This is a genomic window from Streptomyces sp. NBC_01092 (genome assembly GCF_045039535.1).
Lineage (GTDB): Bacteria > Actinomycetota > Actinomycetes > Streptomycetales > Streptomycetaceae > Streptomyces.
Genome location: NZ_CP108659.1, coordinates 1354596 through 1371219 on the forward strand (window position 1 = coordinate 1354596; position 16624 = coordinate 1371219).

Annotated in this window: 15 protein-coding genes; 6 read left to right on the forward strand and 9 right to left on the reverse strand. The window is 70.4% G+C overall.

The genetic code is table 11. The annotated features are described in order from the left end of the window. Position 1: 1 nt before the first annotated feature. Entirely contained in the window at positions 2-1324 is a 1323-nt protein-coding gene (locus OG254_RS05780; protein ID WP_405577890.1) for a pyridoxal-phosphate dependent enzyme, read from the reverse strand. Next, complete coding sequence (locus OG254_RS05785) at positions 1321-2799, reverse strand: Y4yA family PLP-dependent enzyme (protein ID WP_405577892.1); 1479 nt, start codon at positions 2797-2799, stop codon at positions 1321-1323. The genes OG254_RS05780 and OG254_RS05785 overlap by 4 nt, the downstream gene beginning before the upstream one ends. 259 nt (positions 2800-3058) lie before the next feature. On the opposite strand from OG254_RS05785, the gene OG254_RS05790 reads away from it, so the two are divergent. Beyond that, positions 3059-3595 carry a hypothetical protein gene (locus OG254_RS05790; RefSeq protein ID WP_405577894.1) on the forward strand — a complete coding sequence of 179 codons (537 nt, stop codon included), beginning with the start codon at positions 3059-3061 and terminating at the stop codon, positions 3593-3595. Between the two features lie 15 nt (positions 3596-3610). Here the strand turns inward: OG254_RS05790 and OG254_RS05795 are convergent, their stop codons facing one another. Next, complete coding sequence (locus OG254_RS05795; RefSeq protein ID WP_405577896.1) at positions 3611-4021, reverse strand: VOC family protein; 411 nt, start codon at positions 4019-4021, stop codon at positions 3611-3613. A gap of 99 nt (positions 4022-4120) precedes the next feature. Then, on the reverse strand, positions 4121-6031 hold the full coding sequence (gene htpG, locus OG254_RS05800) for a molecular chaperone HtpG (RefSeq protein ID WP_405577898.1): 1911 nt from the start codon (positions 6029-6031) through the stop codon (positions 4121-4123). Between the two features lie 222 nt (positions 6032-6253). Here htpG and OG254_RS05805 point away from each other — a divergent pair, with 222 nt between their 5' ends. Beyond that, entirely contained in the window at positions 6254-6691 is a 438-nt protein-coding gene (locus OG254_RS05805) for a hypothetical protein (RefSeq protein WP_405577900.1), read from the forward strand. A 28-nt stretch (positions 6692-6719) separates the two neighbouring features. Next, a complete protein-coding gene (locus tag OG254_RS05810; protein WP_405577902.1) occupies positions 6720-7169 on the forward strand; it encodes a hypothetical protein in 450 nt (149 codons plus the stop codon). 15 nt (positions 7170-7184) lie between these two features. Here the strand turns inward: OG254_RS05810 and OG254_RS05815 are convergent, their stop codons facing one another. Together OG254_RS05815 and OG254_RS05820 are read right to left on the reverse strand one after the other, a co-directional pair. Further along, on the reverse strand, positions 7185-7916 hold the full coding sequence (locus tag OG254_RS05815; RefSeq protein WP_405577904.1) for a class F sortase: 732 nt from the start codon (positions 7914-7916) through the stop codon (positions 7185-7187). A 141-nt stretch (positions 7917-8057) separates the two neighbouring features. After that, entirely contained in the window at positions 8058-8696 is a 639-nt protein-coding gene (locus OG254_RS05820) for a hypothetical protein (protein ID WP_405577906.1), read from the reverse strand. A 231-nt stretch (positions 8697-8927) separates the two neighbouring features. Here OG254_RS05820 and OG254_RS05825 point away from each other — a divergent pair, with 231 nt between their 5' ends. Next, positions 8928-10028, forward strand: a complete 1101-nt coding sequence (locus OG254_RS05825) for an acyltransferase family protein (protein ID WP_405577908.1) — start codon at positions 8928-8930, stop codon at positions 10026-10028. A 6-nt stretch (positions 10029-10034) separates the two neighbouring features. Here OG254_RS05825 and OG254_RS05830 read toward each other — a convergent pair whose 3' ends face one another. From OG254_RS05830 to OG254_RS05840, 3 genes are all read right to left on the reverse strand, one after another. Continuing rightward, positions 10035-10631 carry a TetR/AcrR family transcriptional regulator gene (locus OG254_RS05830; RefSeq protein ID WP_351201008.1) on the reverse strand — a complete coding sequence of 199 codons (597 nt, stop codon included), beginning with the start codon at positions 10629-10631 and terminating at the stop codon, positions 10035-10037. Positions 10632-10649: 18 nt separating this feature from the next. After that, entirely contained in the window at positions 10650-12713 is a 2064-nt protein-coding gene (locus OG254_RS05835; protein ID WP_405577910.1) for a discoidin domain-containing protein, read from the reverse strand. A 206-nt stretch (positions 12714-12919) separates the two neighbouring features. Then, positions 12920-13696, reverse strand: a complete 777-nt coding sequence (locus OG254_RS05840; RefSeq protein WP_405577912.1) for a class I SAM-dependent methyltransferase — start codon at positions 13694-13696, stop codon at positions 12920-12922. Between the two features lie 205 nt (positions 13697-13901). Here OG254_RS05840 and OG254_RS05845 point away from each other — a divergent pair, with 205 nt between their 5' ends. Next, entirely contained in the window at positions 13902-15830 is a 1929-nt protein-coding gene (locus OG254_RS05845) for a glycoside hydrolase family 5 protein (protein WP_405577914.1), read from the forward strand. Positions 15831-15914: 84 nt separating this feature from the next. Continuing rightward, on the forward strand, positions 15915-16616 hold the full coding sequence (locus tag OG254_RS05850) for a CPBP family intramembrane glutamic endopeptidase (protein WP_405577916.1): 702 nt from the start codon (positions 15915-15917) through the stop codon (positions 16614-16616). Positions 16617-16624: the final 8 nt, after the last annotated feature.

The following is a 16624-nucleotide window of genomic DNA, read 5'->3' on the forward strand; positions in this document are numbered from 1 at the left end:
GTCAGTCCCGTACCAGGGGTGCGCCCGCGTCGCGCCAGGCGATGATGCCGCCGGTCAGGCTGCGCACGTCCGGGTGCCCCATCCGGGTCAGCAGGGCGGCGTAGCGGGCGGACTTCTCGCCGACCGGGCAGGCCAGCAGGACCGGGCGGTTGCGGCTGAACGGCAGCCCGCCGTGCAGGAGTTCCTCGAAGAGCTCGTCGACGATGTTGACCGAACCGTCGATGTGCAGGGCGGCGAAGGCGTGCGGCCCGCGCAGGTCCACGACCAGCGGGTCCCCAGTGGCGATCCACGCCCGGGCGTCGGCGACGCCGACGGCCGGTGCCGTGCGGACCTCGGCGTCCGTCAGGTCGGCCGGGGAGTTGCCGCGGCGCGGGCGGCCGAAGAGGTCGGGGCGCCGGTGGCGGACGTAGCTGAGATAACTCTCGACGCGGTCGCAGACGATGAAGACGGCCGACTGCCGCTCCGTCAGTTCGTCGTCGATGGCTTTGAGTTGGCGTGTGGCGCCGAAGTAGGCGGCGCCCCCGGTGGGTCCGGCCAGGATGCCGCAGCGGCGGTTGAGGGTCAGCATGCCCTCGATCGCCTCGTCGGCGCCGACCGACTCGATCGTGTCGTAGGTGCCGGGGTCGAACAGGCCCACCTCGTGCGCCTCGTCGATGGTGCGGATGCCGGGCACGAAGTCGGACTTGGCGGCGACCAGGCCGACGACCCGTACGGCGGGGTCGTGTTCGCGCAGGGCGCGGGCGACGCCGGTGGACGAGCCGGCGGTGCCCACGCAGGCGATGAACCAGTCCGGCGCCCGGCCGTCGAGGTCCTTGACGATCTCCGGTCCGGTGCCGGTGAAGTGGGCTTCGGTGTTGCGTGGGTTGAAGTACTGGTCGGTGTGCAGGAAGGTGCCGCCGGGCTCGGAGAGCGCGCGGTGGAACTGGGTGAGCGGATCGTCGGTGGCGGTCGGGTCCAGGCACTCGCTCTGGCCCGGCAGTTCTTCGATCTCCGCGCCCAGCAGCAGGAGCAGGTCCTTGATCTCCGGGATCCGCATCCGGTTGGTGACGCTTCTGAAGGTCAGGCCGTGCATGCCCGCAAGGACGGCCAGGGCCTTGGCGGTGTTGCCGCTCGACAGCTCCACGACCTGGCCGCCCTTCTCGGACGCGGCGGCGGTCAGATGCGGTCGTGCCATGTTCCAGGCGGCCCGGTCCTTCACCGACCCGAAGGGGTTGAGCAGCTCCAGCTTGGCGTACAGGTCGATGTGCCTGAGGCCGTGCACGGCCGGATCGATGCGCACCAGCGGTGTGTTGCCGATGGCGTCGGTGATGCTGTCGTACCTCACTGAGCTCCCCCCACGGGTGTGGTCGGCCAGTACTGGTCGTCCAGGCACCAGCGCCATGTGCCGCCCTCCTGCCAGGCGGCGACCTTGCGTGCGGCGGGCTGGTGCTGGGCACGGGTGGTGTGGAAGTCCATGCAGTAGCCGGCGGTGTTGGCGAAGGCCAGCAGGTCGCCGGGGGCGGGGCGGCGGGGCAGGAAGACCGTGCGGCGGGTGATCAGGTCGGACTCCAGGCACAGGCTGCCGAAGAGGTGCGCGGCGACCGGCTCGGCCCCGGCATGGGCGTCGGTGGTCGCCGGGTCCCGTGGGACGACGACGGGGTCCATCAGCACCCCGTGGTCCTCCAGCGCCACGTCGTCGGCCTTCGCCGCCAGCCGTAGGTGAAGGGGGCCGCCCACCTCCTGGTCGCGCACCTCCAGCACCTTCGTCAGAGTCACTCCGCACTGGTCGAGCAGCGCCCGGCCGGGTTCGGTGTGCAGGTCGTAGAGGTGTTCCAGGAGCAGCGCGGCCAGGGGGCGGCCGCCGAGGGAGGCGGCCGGCTGGGAGAGCAGTTCGTCGAGGTAGCCGGCCGCGGCGACCGGTCGGTGGGCGGGGTAGAGGCCGAGCGTGCCGCGCAGGGTGCCCGCTTCGGTGCGCAGCCCGTAGCCGTGGCCGCCGTAGGTCAGGGGCGGGCGGATGCCCAGGACGGCCTCGGTCAGTGCGGTGGTGTACCGCTCCCACTGGTCGCCGTCGGCAAGGTAGTTCACGCCGAATCCGCCGCCGATGTCCACGGCCCGGGGCCTGAGCCCGCGACTCCGGCACTCTTCCAGCACCCGCAGGCAGCCCTCCAGCGCCAACGCCTTCTCGGTCACGCTCGTCGTGTCGAGGTGGTACGCCACACCGACCAGGTCGAGCACATCGCCGTGCCGCTCGACGGCCTCCAGCAGCGGGGCCGTCTCCCCCGCGGCGGTGCCGAACCGGCTGCGCCGGGTCAGCACCCGTACGCCGGACGCCTCGAAGCCCGACAGGCGGAGCAGGACAGAGGCCCGGGGCAGGGCGTGTTTGCGCACCAGCGTGGCGAGTTGTTCCAGTTCGCCTCGCGTGTCGAGGCTGACGGTGACCGAGGTGCGGGCCGCCAGCCACAGGAACTCCGGGTTCTTCGGTCCGGTCGCCGTGATCCGGTCGGGGGTGAGGCCGGCGCCCAGGGCGTGCTGCAACTCCCCCAGTGAGGCGACGTCCACGCCGGCGTCCGTGGCGGCGAGCCTGCGCAGCAGGGCGCTGGACCGGTTCGCCTTGTGGGCGAGGTACACCTGGCCGGAGAGGTGGTGGGTGCCGTACACCGAGCGGAACCGCCGGAGATTGTCGGCGAGTTGGTCGGGGACGAGCACGTTCAGCGGCGACCCGAGGGCGTCGGTGAGGGTGTGCAGCAGCTCCGGGGAGTCCAGCAAGGAACGCAGCCGTGATTCCAGCCGCGGTTCGAGATACAAGGGCTGCCCGCCCATGCCCGGCCCTCCCCAGCGCTTCGGGCCCGACACTCCGGGCGCTGACGACCACTCCCCGCGGTTTGCCGTATAGCTCCTTTCCCGGCATCCGGTGGTTTACGCCCCGTACCTGCGCTGCTGGGCGGTACGTCAACAGGTGGGCCGAAAATCACCGCTGCCCGGCGCGCGGGTGCCGGCCCGGCCCGGAACACCCCGTTCCGTGATAGGGACACTCCAGTCGACACGATCCACGGATGGGGTTGTTGTGTTCGGTAGGCGGATGGCGGTTGTGATGGTGGCCGGGCTGCTGGGACTGGCCGGCTGTGCTTCCGAGCAGGGCGCGGCCGGGGCCGAGGCGACGGACGTGGCGGCCGGCACTCCCACCGCCACATCTCCCTCGGCGCCCGCGTCGGCGTCCGCGTCGGTGACTCCCGCGACGTCCCCCTCCGGGTCCCCCGGTCCGTCGCCGGTCCCCGTCACCGGACCGGATCAGCTGCTGGTGACCATGGAGGTCACCGGCGGCTTCGCGGGCGTGCACCAGGAGGTGACGCTGCGGGGCGACGGCAGCGTGCACACCACCGACAAGGGCGAACGCGCGGTGCGCCGCACGAGCCCGGCGCAGTTCACCGAGTTGCGCACGCTGCTCGGCGACCCGGCGCTGGACGACGTCTCCGACCTCACGATGAACATGGAAGCCGCGGACCTGTTCCAGTACACGCTGCGCTTCGGCGGACGCACCGTCAGGACGGACCTGTCCGCCGAGGAGCCCGCGCTCGACCGCCTGGTCCAGGCCCTGAGCGCATGGCTGCCGAAGTAGCGGCTCAAGGCCCGCTCAGCGGCCCTCTCCGGCGATGTTGACCATCCAGGTGATGCCGAAGCGGTCCGTACACATGCCGAAGACGTCGCCCCACATCTGCTTGTCCAGCGGCACGGTCACGTGGGCGCCGGCCGACAGCTTCTCCCAGTAGCCACGCAGTTCGGCCTCGTCGTCACCGCTCAGGCTCACGGACATGTTGTTGCCGGGCTTGTGGTCGCCCGTCGGGGTGTCGGCGGCCATCAGCGTGAAGTCGCTCGGTGTCTCGAGCATGCCGTGCATGATGTTGTCGGCCATGGGGGTGTCCTTCTGGCCGAACTCGGCGTAGGTGTTCATGTTCAGGGTGCCGCCGAAGACCTCCTTGTAGAACTCCAGCGCCTGACGGGCGTCACCGGCGAAAGTGATGTAGGGGTTGAGACGCGAGGCCATGAATCCTCCAGGAGTAGGGCCGGGGGCCGACTGCAAGGAAACGTAGCGCGGGCCACTGACAATGACCCGCGCACACGTCCACATGGCTCACAGCGCCTGCTACAGGGTGCGCTCCAGACGGTCCGCCACCAGCTTCACGAACCGCGCGGGGTCCTTGGGCTGGCCGCCCTCGGCGAGCACCGCCAGCGTGTGCAGCAGCTCGGCGGACTCGACGAGCCCCGAGCGGTCCTCGCGCTCCTTGTACGCCTGGTTCAGCCCCTTGACCAGCAGGTGGTCGGGGTTGAGCTCCAGGATCCGCTTGGTGCGGGGCACCTCCTGGCCCATCGCCCGGTACATGTTCTCCAGGGCCGGGGTCAGGTCGTGCGCGTCCGAGACGACGCAGGCCGGGGAGACGGTGAGCCGCGTCGACAGGCGCACCTCCTTGATGTCCCCGTCCAGCTGCTCCCCCATCCAGCCGAGCAGTCCGGCGTACTCCTCGGCCTGCTTCGCCCGTTCGCCGTCGGCCTTCTCGTCGCCCTCGGTGTCGAGGTCGATCTCGCCCTTGGCGACGGACCGCAGCTTCTTGCCCTGGTACTCGCCCACGGTGTCGACCCACACCTCGTCGACGGCGTCGGTGAGCAGCAGGACCTCGATGCCCTTGTCCCGGAACGCCTCCATGTGCGGGGAGTTCTCGATGCTCTGCCGGGACTCGCCGGTGATGTAGAAGACGTCGTCCTGGCCCTCCTTCATGCGCTCGACGTACTGCGCGAGCGTGGTCGGCTCGTCGTCGGAGTGCGTGGTCGCGAAGGAGGCGACGGCGAGGATGGCCTCGCTGTTCTCGGAGTCGGTGACCAGACCCTCCTTGAGGGCCGTGCCGAACTCCCGCCAGAACGTGGCATAGCGCTCCGCGTCCTTGGTCATCATCTCCTTGACCGTGGACAGCACCTTCTTGGTCAGCCGGCGCTGCATCATCCGGATGTGCCGGTCCTGCTGGAGGATCTCGCGGGAGACGTTGAGCGAGAGGTCGGCCGCGTCGACGACGCCCTTGACGAAGCGCAGGTACGGCGGGAGCAGTTCCTCGCAGTCGTCCATGATGAAGACGCGCTTCACATAGAGCTGGACGCCGCGCTTGTACTCCCGCGTGAACAGGTCGTGCGGGGCGTGCGAGGGGATGAAGAGCAGGGACTGGTACTCGAAGGTGCCCTCCGCCTGCAGCCGGATCGTCTCCAGCGGCTCGCGCCAGTCGTGGCTGATGTGCTTGTACAGCTCGTGGTACTCGTCGTCGGACACCTCCTCGCGCGAGCGCGCCCACAGGGCCTTCATGGAGTTCAGCGTCTCGGGCTCGGGCGCGTCGGCGCCGTCGCCGTCGGTCTCGCCCGCCTCCTGGTCCATCCGGATCGGCCAGGTGATGAAGTCCGAGTACTTTTTGACGATCTCCCTGATCTTCCAGGGGGAGGTGTAGTCGTGGAGCTGGTTCTCGGGGTCGGCGGGCTTGAGGTGGAGGGTGACCGAGGTGCCCTGCGGCACGTCGTCGACGCTCTCCAGCGTGTACGTGGCCTCGCCGCGCGAGGTCCAGCGGGTGCCCTGGGCCTCGCCGGCGCGCCGGGTCACCAGCGTCATCTCGTCCGCCGCCATGAAGCCGGAGTAGAAGCCCACCCCGAACTGGCCGATGAGCCCCTCGGCCCCGCCCTCGTCCTTGGCCTCCCGCAGCTCCTGAAGGAAGGTGGCCGTGCCGGAGTTGGCGATGGTGCCGATGAGCCGGCCGACCTCGTCGTACGACATCCCGATGCCGTTGTCCCGGACCGTGAGGGTCCGGCCCTCCTTGTCGATGTCGATCTCGATGTGCAGGTCGGACACATCGGCGTCGAGCGCGTCGTCCCGCAGCTTCTCCAGGCGCAGTTTGTCGAGCGCGTCGGATGCGTTGGAGACGAGCTCGCGCAGGAAGACATCCTTGTTCGAGTACACCGAGTGGATCATCAGTTGGAGCAACTGACGGGCCTCTACCTGAAACTCAAACGTCTCGGTCGGCATGGTTCGCCACTACCTCACAGGTCCAGTCACCGGAAAAATGGTCCCAGTCACTCTAAGACACGAGGTCAGCGCGGAGTGCCGCGATCCGGGACAGAGCCCTCGGCGGCCCTGCCCGCGCCACCCTGAGACATCCCACCCTGAGACATCACAGGCTGTCCGTGGCTCCGTTCGATGCCATGGTCGGGGGGCATCGACGATCGACACGATCGAACGGAGGAACCGATGCCCACATCACGCCTGCCCACATCACGCCTGCTCTCGTCCCGGCGCAGGTCGGCGGCCGTCGCGGGGGCGGCCGCCGTCCTGCTCGCCGGAGCCGGGCTGTTCACCGCCACGCCCGCCCAGGCCGCCCCGCGCCCGTGCCCCGGCGCGGGACCGGGCGACCCGTCGCGCTGCGCCCAGGTGATCGGCATCGACCCGGGCTCGGCCCTGGTGATGCGCACCGAACCGCGCTACGGCGCGGGCGAGGTGGCCCGCTACGGCAACGGGCAGTGGCTGGAGCTGTCCTGCTGGACCACCGGCGACCCGGACGCCGACGGTCACGGCTACCGCTACTGGATGCTCGTCTCCACGCCCAGGTCCTGGGGCTACGTCAACGACTGGTACCTCGACACCGGCGGCCCGGCCACCTGGAAGTCCCAGATCCCGCAGTGCCGCTGATCCCGGCGAACCGGCAGAAGGAGCCCTCATGACACCGTCGAAGCAGCCCGCCCGGACCGAACTGCGGGGGCGGCCCGGGCGGCGCCTGCGCACCCTCACCCTGACGGGTGCCGTGCTCACCGCCGCGGCGTCCGCCGTCCTCACCGGCGCGGGCCCGGCCGGCGCCGCGATCCACACCTGCAGCATCTCGGGCGACCGCACCCAGTGCGCGTACGTCACCGGCATCGACGCCGGGTCCCACCTGGCCGTACGGACCGCGCCGCGCTACAGCGCCCCGAAGTCCCCCGTCTTCGGCCAGTACCACAACGGGGACGAACTCGGCCTGATCTGCTGGACCACCGGCGACCCGGACGCGGACGGGCACGGCTACCGCTACTGGATGCGCGTCGACAACGGCATCGGGGACGGGTACGTCAACGACTGGTACCTCGACACCGGCGGCCCGAACACCTGGAAGTCCCGGATCCCGCAGTGCTGAGGCGTGGCCCGGGGCTCACACGAGGTGGGCGAAGACCACCAGGTTGGCGGTGTAGTCCTTGACCTCGCGGTCGTAGGCGCCGGCGCAGGTGATGAGGCGGACCTGGGCACGGGGTGTGTCGCCGTACACACGGTCGCTGGGGAAGGTGTCCTTGTCGAACGTCTCCACGCTGTCGACCGCGAAGGACGCGCTGCGTCCGTCGGACCGCACGACCTGGAAACGGTCCCCCTTCGCCAGCCCGCCGAGGTTGGCGAACACCGCGGCGGACGTGGCCGTGTCCACGTGCCCGGCGATGATCGACGTGCCCGGCTCACCGGGGGAAGTCCCCTTGGCGTACCAGCCGACGAGGTTGGTGTTGTCGGCCGGCGGGGGTTCGAGCCGGCCGGCCCGGCCGATGGCGAGGTCGGTGAAGGGCGCGTTCACCGAGATCTTGGGGATGAGCAGCCGTAGCGGCCGGGCCCGGGGCAGATGCTTGCCGACGGGCCGTGCGTCGGGCGAGAGCTGTCCGTCCGCGGCGCGGGCGTGCGACTCGCCCTCCCCGAGAGCATGCCGTTCGACCGCCGAGGGGGCGTCCGGCACGCCGGAGCCCGCGTCCTCGCCGCCGCTCAGGGTGATCGCCAGGACCATCAGGGCGATCGCGCTCCAGAACGTCGCCATGGCCACCCGTCTTATCCGCCGCGAGGTGGCGGAAGCGGTGCCGGCCGGGGCCGGATCGGTGTCGGGGGAAGAGGGACAGCCGGCGGGCATCGGACTCCACCTCACTCGGGCACGGCGACGAGCACATCAGAGGGACACATCAGAGGAACACACCGGTCACAGGGACCGACGGGGCCGCCGCGACGCGCGGCGCACGTGCGGCGGCCACAGCGGCTATGTCATCGGGCATGGTCAGGCCGTGGTTCCGGAGGCCTTCTTGCGGCGCACCACGTAGATACCGGCGCCGGCGACCGCCAGCGCGGCCACCCCACCGGCGGTCACACCCGACGAGGCGAGGCCGCCGCCGCCCGTGTGCATTCCGCCGTGCGGCTTGTCGTGCCCGGAGCGCCAGGACTCCTCGTCGTGGTCACCGCCCCACGAGTCCTCCTCGTCGCCCTTCCACGAGTCCTTCCCGTGGTCCTCCTCGCCGCCCCAGCCCTTCTCGGAGCCGCCGTCCTTGCTGCGGTAGCTGTCCGGGTCGTGCTTCGGGTCCTTGGCACCGCCCCAGTCGTCGTCGTTGTTCACGGCGGCCAGCGCTCCGCCACCCGTGTGGATCCCGCCACGAGGTCCGTCGTGGCTGTCCTCCTCCTCGTGCTCCTTGCCGTACGACTTGTCGTGGTCCTCGGACTTTCCGTGCTCTTCGGACTTTCCGTGCTCTTCGGACTTCCCGTGGCCCTCGGACTTTCCGTGCTCCTCGGACTTGTCCTGCTCCTTGCTGTGGGAGCTCTCCTCGGGGTCCCAGTCACCCACGGTGACTGCGTAGGCGGCCGGTGCGATCGCCAGCGCGGCCGTGGCCGTCGCGGTGGCGAGCAGCATGCGAACAGAGCGCATAGGTAGATCCTTCCGTCATGGCCTGGGCGGCTGACGCTTCATCACCACTGGAGCCAGACCTTGACGTGATCCACCGTCAGTCATGTCCTGCGGCCGCACCATTCGAAGCGATCACACGGGTTACGGCCACACCCTGACGGCCCTATGTCGACACGCCACGCCGTTCGGGCGGCCGTGTTCACCCGATGAGGTTCGAGGTTTACGCCGCGGCGAAGTGGTGAGACGCGTGGGATGTCCCAGCACGCCGTCACAGCCCTCGCCCGTGGTCACCCCGCACCGCCGTCACCTGCGCCTTCGCAGCAGCGGGACGCGTTCTTCGACAACGCCAAGTACGCGGCGATCGTGCTGGTGGCCGTGGGCCATGCGTGGGAACCGCTGCGGGACGGCAGCCGGGCCGTCTCCGCCGCGTACATGCTGGTGTACGCCTTCCACATGCCGGCGTTCATCATCATCTCGGGCTACTTCTCCCGAGGTTTCGACGGCCGCCCGGAGCGGCTGAAACGCCTGGTCACCGGCCTGATCGTGCCATATGTCGGGTTCGAGACGGCGTACACCCTCTTCACCCGGTGGACGGACCAGGAGCCGGACCGGCCGATCAGCCTGCTGGACCCGCTGTATCTGACGTGGTTCCTGGTGGCGCTGTTCCTGTGGCGGCTGACCACGCCGCTGTGGCAGCGGGTGCGCCTGCCGCTGCCACTCGCGCTCGGCGTGGCGATGCTGGCCACGCTCTCGCCGACCATCGGCAACGACCTCGATCTCCAGCGTGCCCTGCAGTTCCTGCCGTACTTCGTGCTGGGGCTGTCCCTGAAGCCCGAGCACTTCCGGCTGGTCCGGCGCCGGGCGGTGCGGATCGCTGCGGTGCCGGTGTTCGCCGGTGCGTTCGCGGTGGCGTACTGGGCGGTGCCGCGGATGACCGGAGGCTGGTTCTACCACCGTGACAGCGCTCAGGAGCTGGGCGCGCCCCCGTGGTACGGGGTCGTGATGACGCCGGTCCTGTTCGTCTGCTCGCTGGTGCTGGTGGCCTGCTTCCTCTCCTGGGTGCCCGGGCGGCGGATGTGGTGCACCGTGCTGGGCACGGGCACGCTGTACGGCTATCTGCTGCACGGCTTCGTCGCGCAGGGCGCCAAGTACGGGGGCTGGTACGACCCCGCCTGGATCCATCGCCCGCCGGGCGCGATCGTCGTCACCCTCGTGGCCGGCGCGATCGTGACGCTGCTGTGCACGCCGCCCGTACGGCGGGCCCTGCGCTGGGTGGTCGAGCCGCAGATGCCGTGGCTGTTCCGGCGGGAGGAGTCGGCACCGGACCGGGAGCGGGTCGCCGCCCGGGCGTGAGCCCTCTCAGGTCTCGCTCACCAGCCCCGTGACGTGCGAGGTCACGGTGTCGAGGATCTCTTTCCAGGCGGCCTCGTCGCCCAGCACCAGATAGTTCAGGGTCAGTCCGTCGGTCATGGCGGCCAGATAGCGGGCCAGTACGGGGGCGGGGACGCGCAGGCGCAGGCCCATGGACTGCCCCAGCTGGTCGATGAGGTCGGCGTACGTCTCGGCGTACAGCTCGTACTGCCGTCGCGCCAGGTGTTCGAACCCGGGCTGGCGCAGGGCGTACTGCGCCAGCTCGTAGGTGAGCATGTGCTCGTCCGGGTGGGCCCGGACATGGTCCCAGTACGCCTCGAAGCCCGCCCGGACGGTCTCCTCCAGGGTGGCCCGGGGCCGTAGGGCCTCCTTCACCAGCGTCACGTAGTGCCCGGTGATGGTGGTGATGACGGACTCGATCAGCTCCTGCTTGGAGTCGAAGCAGTAGTGGAAGACGCTCAGTGAGACGCCCGCCTCGGCGGCGATGGACCGGGTGGTCGTCCTGGGGACGCCGTCCCGGGCCATCGCCCTGATCGCCGCTTCGGTGAGCTGTCGCCGCCGCTCGGCGGACGGCAACCGTGCCATGGAGTACCTCTCGTGATGTCAGCTGCTGTGGACGCCGACCTCGTAGAGGGAGTAGCCCCAGTCGGTGCCGCGATCCTCGCCGTGGACGCGTACGTACCTCGCCGGTGTGCCGGTGAACCTGGCCGTGTCCAGGCCGCCGTCGCCGGTGGTCGTGGACCAGGCGGTCCGCCAGTTCACGCCGTCCGTGGAGAGCTCGATGCGGTAGGCCTTACCGTACGCGCGCTCCCAGTCGAGGGTCACCCGTTTGACCACGCGGGTGGAGCCGAGGTCGACCTGGAACCACTGGTCGTCGTTCCAGTCGCTCGCCCAGCGGGTGCCGCCGTCGCCGTCGACGGCCCGCCCCGGCTGGTAGCTGGTGAACAGGCTCCACTCCGAGGAGCTGGCCGACGTGGTCGCACCGCGTGCGAGGTTGACCCCGGCCTCGTGGTTCTCCGAGGCCGCCCAGGTGTCGAGGTAGGACTCGGCGCCCCTGAAGAGGTCGTCGACCACGTCCTGGCCGCCGACGCGGCGGATGTCCTCGATCCAGTCGGGGACGAGGCCGTAGTGGGCGGCGCCGTCGGTGTTCAGGTCCCAGGTGCGCTCGCCGGTGGTCTGCCGGTCGATGACCGAGCCGCCGTCGACGCTCTTGAAGGGGTACGTCACCTTGTTCGGCGCGTCCGCTCCGCGCGGTCCCGGCCAGCCGCCGACGCCGTTCATGTCGGTGCCGTAGCCGTAGCCCACGCCGTACTTGTCACGCAGGGCCTCGGTGCGCTTGGCCTCGGAGATGAAGCCCTCGGAGCCGTGCATGTACTGGGCGATGAAGCCGCCGAGGCCGTAGACCCGCTCGGTCCAGTCCATGTCCATCCAGCTGTGCGAGGAGAGGACGCCGGGGTAGGACGCGGACTCGAAGATGTCGAGCACCCGGCCGGTGGCCTTGACGCTCATGTGGTCGATCTCCAGCATCATCCCGCGGTTCATCATGCCCCGTACGGCGTACTCGCCGAGGTCGGTGAGCCCTCTGACGTTGCACTGGGCGTCCGCGCTGTACGAGGGAACATCCACCCCCGCCGGGAGTTCCTTCTCGGCCTCTGCCGCGGTGGCGTTGCCGATCGGGTTGTCGTGCTGCGGGCCCTTGCAGGTCTCGGTCTTCCAGAAGGTGCCGGTCGACAGGAACTGGCCCACGTTGATGGCCGTTCCGAGGCCGCCCGAGTCGAAGCGGACGCCGCACAGGGCGTTGTCGAACTTGTGGCACAGGAACATGCTGCGCACGCCCAGCGAGTGCAGTTCGTCGAGGCCCTTGTCGATGTCCGCCTTGCTGCATTGCGCGATGTCGAGGATCTGCTTGCAGCCGAAGGGTTCGGAGGTCTCGACGCCGAGGATGACCGCCAGCTTGCCCTGCTCGATGACCTGGCGGGCCTGCGCGCTGTCGGTGACGATCCGGAACCAGCCCTTGCCGGTGCCGCCGTACATCTTGTCGACGAAGGCCTGCATGTCGTACGACAGCTTGGCCTGGAGCCGGATGGACGTCATCTCGTCGCAGCTGCGGTCCTTGAAGAAGTACACCGAGCAGATGACGCCGTTGGTGACGAGGTCGTTGACCAGCACGCGCTGGCCGCCGCGCCAGGCCCGCTCCACCCAGGCGTAGTAGTTCTGCTGGTGGGTCAGTGAGTCGTGCGCGGGCCAGTCCTTGAAGGTGGGCCAGCCGTTCGGGTCGTGCTTGCCGTCACCGCCGTTGGTGATGAAGTCGAAGATCGCGAGGGAGCCGTCGGGGTAGTGCTCGGGGCAGTCCTTGAGGGCGTCGGCGACTCCGGCGTCGGAGAACGCCCTTCCGCAGATGAGCCGCCCGCCGAAGGCCTCGTTCGAGAGGATGTGGTCGTGCGCGTCGACGAAACCGCGCACCTCTCCCTTGGCGTTGGTGCCGGTGAAGGGCTCCCCGGTGACGTTGATCTGGGAGTCCGGCGCGGGTCGTGCGGTCGGGTTCCACCAGTCGGTGCCGGCCGCCGAGCTCGGCGTGGGGCCCAGCGCGATGGACAGCACGAGGAGGAGGAGCGACACGACGGTCACGTTCTTGCGTCTGCGGTACGGGCGTCCGGCACTGGTCACAGCCCATGTCCCTCGGTCGGCGGGATGGCGCGGTCGACGCGTCCGGCTGTCCTGGGCCCGCGAGCGCGGGCGCCGGGCATGACGGCCGGATTGTCATGACCTCGCAATACGTGCGACGAGGATGGCCACTCCCGCATGACGAGTCAAGAGTCCGGGACAAATGACCTACTGGCCGGAAACAAATGAACTGTTGACGGGGAGTCGGTTCACACCGGGTGGGTGACCCGGATCTTGGACTGGCCGTGCGGGAGCGCCTCCCAGTCCGTCATGAAGCGGGCCCGCAGCCCATACCTCTCGGCCAGCGCCACGAGGGTCTCGGTGCGGTAGTAGAAGTCCTCCCGCAGGACCTGGTGCTCCTTGCCCTCGGTGCGGTCGAAGGTGAAGTCGAACCAGCCGGTGGGCGCCAGCACCCGCCCGACATGGGCCAGGCACTCCTCGATGACCGGCAGGGGTGAGTGCGAGAAGACGCTGTGCGCGTGCACCACGTCGAAGTGGGCCTCGGGCAGGAACCGCAGCGTCAGGTCGCGCACCGGAGACAGCGTCGGGAGCCGCCCCTGGAGGCCCATCTCCACGACGGTGTCCTGGGCGGCGAAGAGGATGTCGGGCGAGATGTCGATGCCGTAGTAGTGACCGGGCTCCAGGTGGCGGATGAACCGCCAGCCGCCCCGCAGGTTGCCGCAGCCGATCTCCAGCATCCGGTGCTCGGGCTTGAGTCCGTGGCCGAGGAGGTAGTCGAACTGCATCTGCCCGAGCGCCAGCCACCGCTCCCGGCTGTGGCTGCCGACGGCCGCGTCCGGGTCGGCCCGGGTGTCGGAGCGCATCACGGCGCGGTAGTAGGAGACGTGGTCCGGGTGGCGGCGGCGCAGCCACAGGTCGCGGGCGAAGCGGGCCAGATGGCGGGGCACGCGGTCGGGGTGGCGCAGGGCGTAGGCGAGGCGATGGCCGAGGGCGGCGCGGTTCACGGTGAGGTTCTTGGCCGGCATGGGAATCCTGCCTCCCTGGGAACGCGGTACCTCCGAGGATGCGCACCGGCGTGCGGGGGCGCCACAGGTGGGGCCGTCACGGTGACCGGGCGGCTGCGCGGGGAGTGCGTTCGTCCGCTCGAACATCCCCCTGCCTGACCGGCCGTTCGTGCGCTACCGTGCAGGAGCCCGCGTCGGATGACGCAGCCATGACAACACGGCGGGGATGGTGACCGTGCGCGGATCCTTGGTGAGAGCCACACTCGCCGCCGTACTTCTCCTGGTCCCCCTGTCGTCCATCCCGCAGGCCGCGGCCGAGCCGCAGCCCGCCGCCGAACCGCCGACCGCTGTCACCACCGCCGCCGAGGACTGGACGCCGCCGCTCAGCACCCGTGGCCGCTGGATCGTCGACGCCGACGGCGACCGCTTCAAGCTGCGCTCGGGCAACTGGCACGGCGCCAGCGGGACTTGGAACGGTTCCGGCGACTCCGAGGACGACGCGTCCCACCACGCCGGCGAGAACTCCGGCCGGATGCCGCTCGGCCTGGACCGCGCCCCGACGGCCGAGATCATCGCGGGCTTCCGGGAGATCGGGATCAACAGCGTCCGGCTGCCCTTCTCCAACGAGATGGTCCACGACACCCGCCCCGTCACGGACGACTCGGTCGCCGCCAATCCCTCACTGCGCGGAAAGACGCCGCTTCAGGTGTACGACGCGGTGGTGCGCGAGCTGACGGCGGCCGGGCTCGCGGTGATCCTCAACAACCACACGAACACCACCCGTTGGTGCTGCGGAGTGGACGGCAACGAACGCTGGAACGCCGGCCAGTCCGCCGCCACCTGGGAGGACGACTGGCTGTTCATGGCCCGCCGCTACCGGGACAACCCGCGCGTCGTCGGCGCCGACCTGTACAACGAGGTGCGCCGCACGGTCTGGGACGACCCCAACTGGGGCCTGGGCGACGACCACGACTGGTTCGCCGCCTCGCAGCGCGTCGGCGACCGCATCCTGACGGAGGCCAACCCGAACCTGCTGATCGTCGTCGAGGGCATCAACTGGACGGGCATACCCGTCGACGGCCTCCCGCACGAGCGCCCCACCCTGGAGCCGGCCCGCCACCTGTCGCACACGCTCGTCGACTCCGGCAAGCTCGTGTACTCGGCCCACTTCTACGACTACACGGGCCCCCACCACACCGGCGCCACCGGCACGGGCGAGACCAGCGACCCCCGCTACCGCGACCTGAGTCCCACCGAGCTGATCTCCGTCCTGAACCGGCAGGCCTTCTTCGTCACCGCCGAACAGGACCAGCACTTCACCGCCCCCGTGTGGATCAGCGAGTTCGGCGTCGGGGGCCGCGACGAGACCGGTCAGAAGCAGCGGGCCTGGTTCGAGAACTTCGTGGACCAACTGATCCGCACCGACGCCGACTTCGCCTACTGGCCGCTCGTCGGCTGGCACGAGGACCGCAAGGGCAACGGCTGGGCGCTGCTGCACTGGGACGCCCAGGGCCGGCGGATGGGCCTGTACGACGGTGACGACTGGCGGGCCGCCGCCTGGACCAGGCTCGTCCAGGCCGACGGCCGCACGGGGCCGGTGGCGCCGGTCGCGGAGTGGTCCATGCTCAGCCCCGACCACGGCGACTTCGTCCAGTCACGGCGGATGCGCGCCCTGCCCGACTGGGACTCCGGTGCCCGCAAGGCCGTCTGCCCCGACGGACAGCGGCTGCTCGGCCTCGGCCACACCGGCAACCGGGGCCTGTGCTCGGACGTGACCGCGGGTGCCCTGTGGGATCCGGCCGGCGGACACGAGGTGGTCTTCGACGAGCGCCATGTCCGCGGCGACTGGGCGTCCGGGTACACCAAACTCCAGTGCGCCGACGGGCAGTTCCTCATCGGGTACAGCGTGCGCGGCGCCGCCGTCTCCGCCGCCCTGTGCGCGGCCGCCCCGGCCGGGAGGCTCGGCACGAGCGGCCGTACGGTCTGGTTCGACCGGGGCGACAACCGGGGGCAGGGCGCGAAGGGCGGCGACTTCGCGTACGGCCGCTACAAGGGCCAGTGCGCGGACGACGAATACACGGCCGGGATCGCCTACACCGGCCGGGTGGGGTCGTCGCGGACGCCCGACGCGCTGTACTGCCGAAAGCTGGGCTGAACACCGCGGAACGGGCCGACACGCCCCCGGACGGGCGCGGGCAGGGCCGCCGGCACGGTCGCGCCGGGGGATGCTGGAACCCGGATGCGGATCGTATGTGCTGTCGCCGTGCTCGCCGCCGCGAACCTGCTGAACAACTGGCTCGCGCGGAGCCCCGCCATGTACCTGGTCGTCTGTGTCAGCGCGACGGCCGCCCTGCTGCTGATCGCCCGCTGGGACGGCCTCACCCTGGCCGAGCTGGGGCTCGACAGGGCGGCGCTGCGCCGGGGGCTGCGGTGGGCTCCGGGGCTGGTGGGCGTCGTCCTGATGGTCATGGTGGTCCTCCTCGCCGTTCCGGCCGGGCGGGAGGCGTTCCAGGACTCGAGGGCGGTGGATCTGTCCCTGGGGCGGATGCTGTTCGGAGCGCTGGTGCGGGTGCCCTTCGGGACCGTGCTGCTGGAGGAGACCGCCTTCCGAGGCGTGCTGTGGGCCATGATCCGGCGCCGGCACGGCACGGCGTGGGCCACCGGCGTGTCGTCGCTGCTGTTCGGCCTGTGGCACCTGATGCCCTCGCAGGGCATCAACCGCTCCAACGCCGCGCTGGGCTCGGCCTTCGGTGACGGCCCGGCGGGCGTGGCACCGACCGTGGCCGTGGCGGTCGCCGCCACGGCCGTCGCCGGGGTGGTCCTGTGCGAGTTGCGCCGCCGCTCGGGCAGCCTGCTGACACCGATGGTGCTGCACTGGGCGGTCAACGGCCTGAGTTACGCACTGGCCTGGTCGGCGGCCCGTTGGTGGCCGGCCGGCTGAGCTCCGGG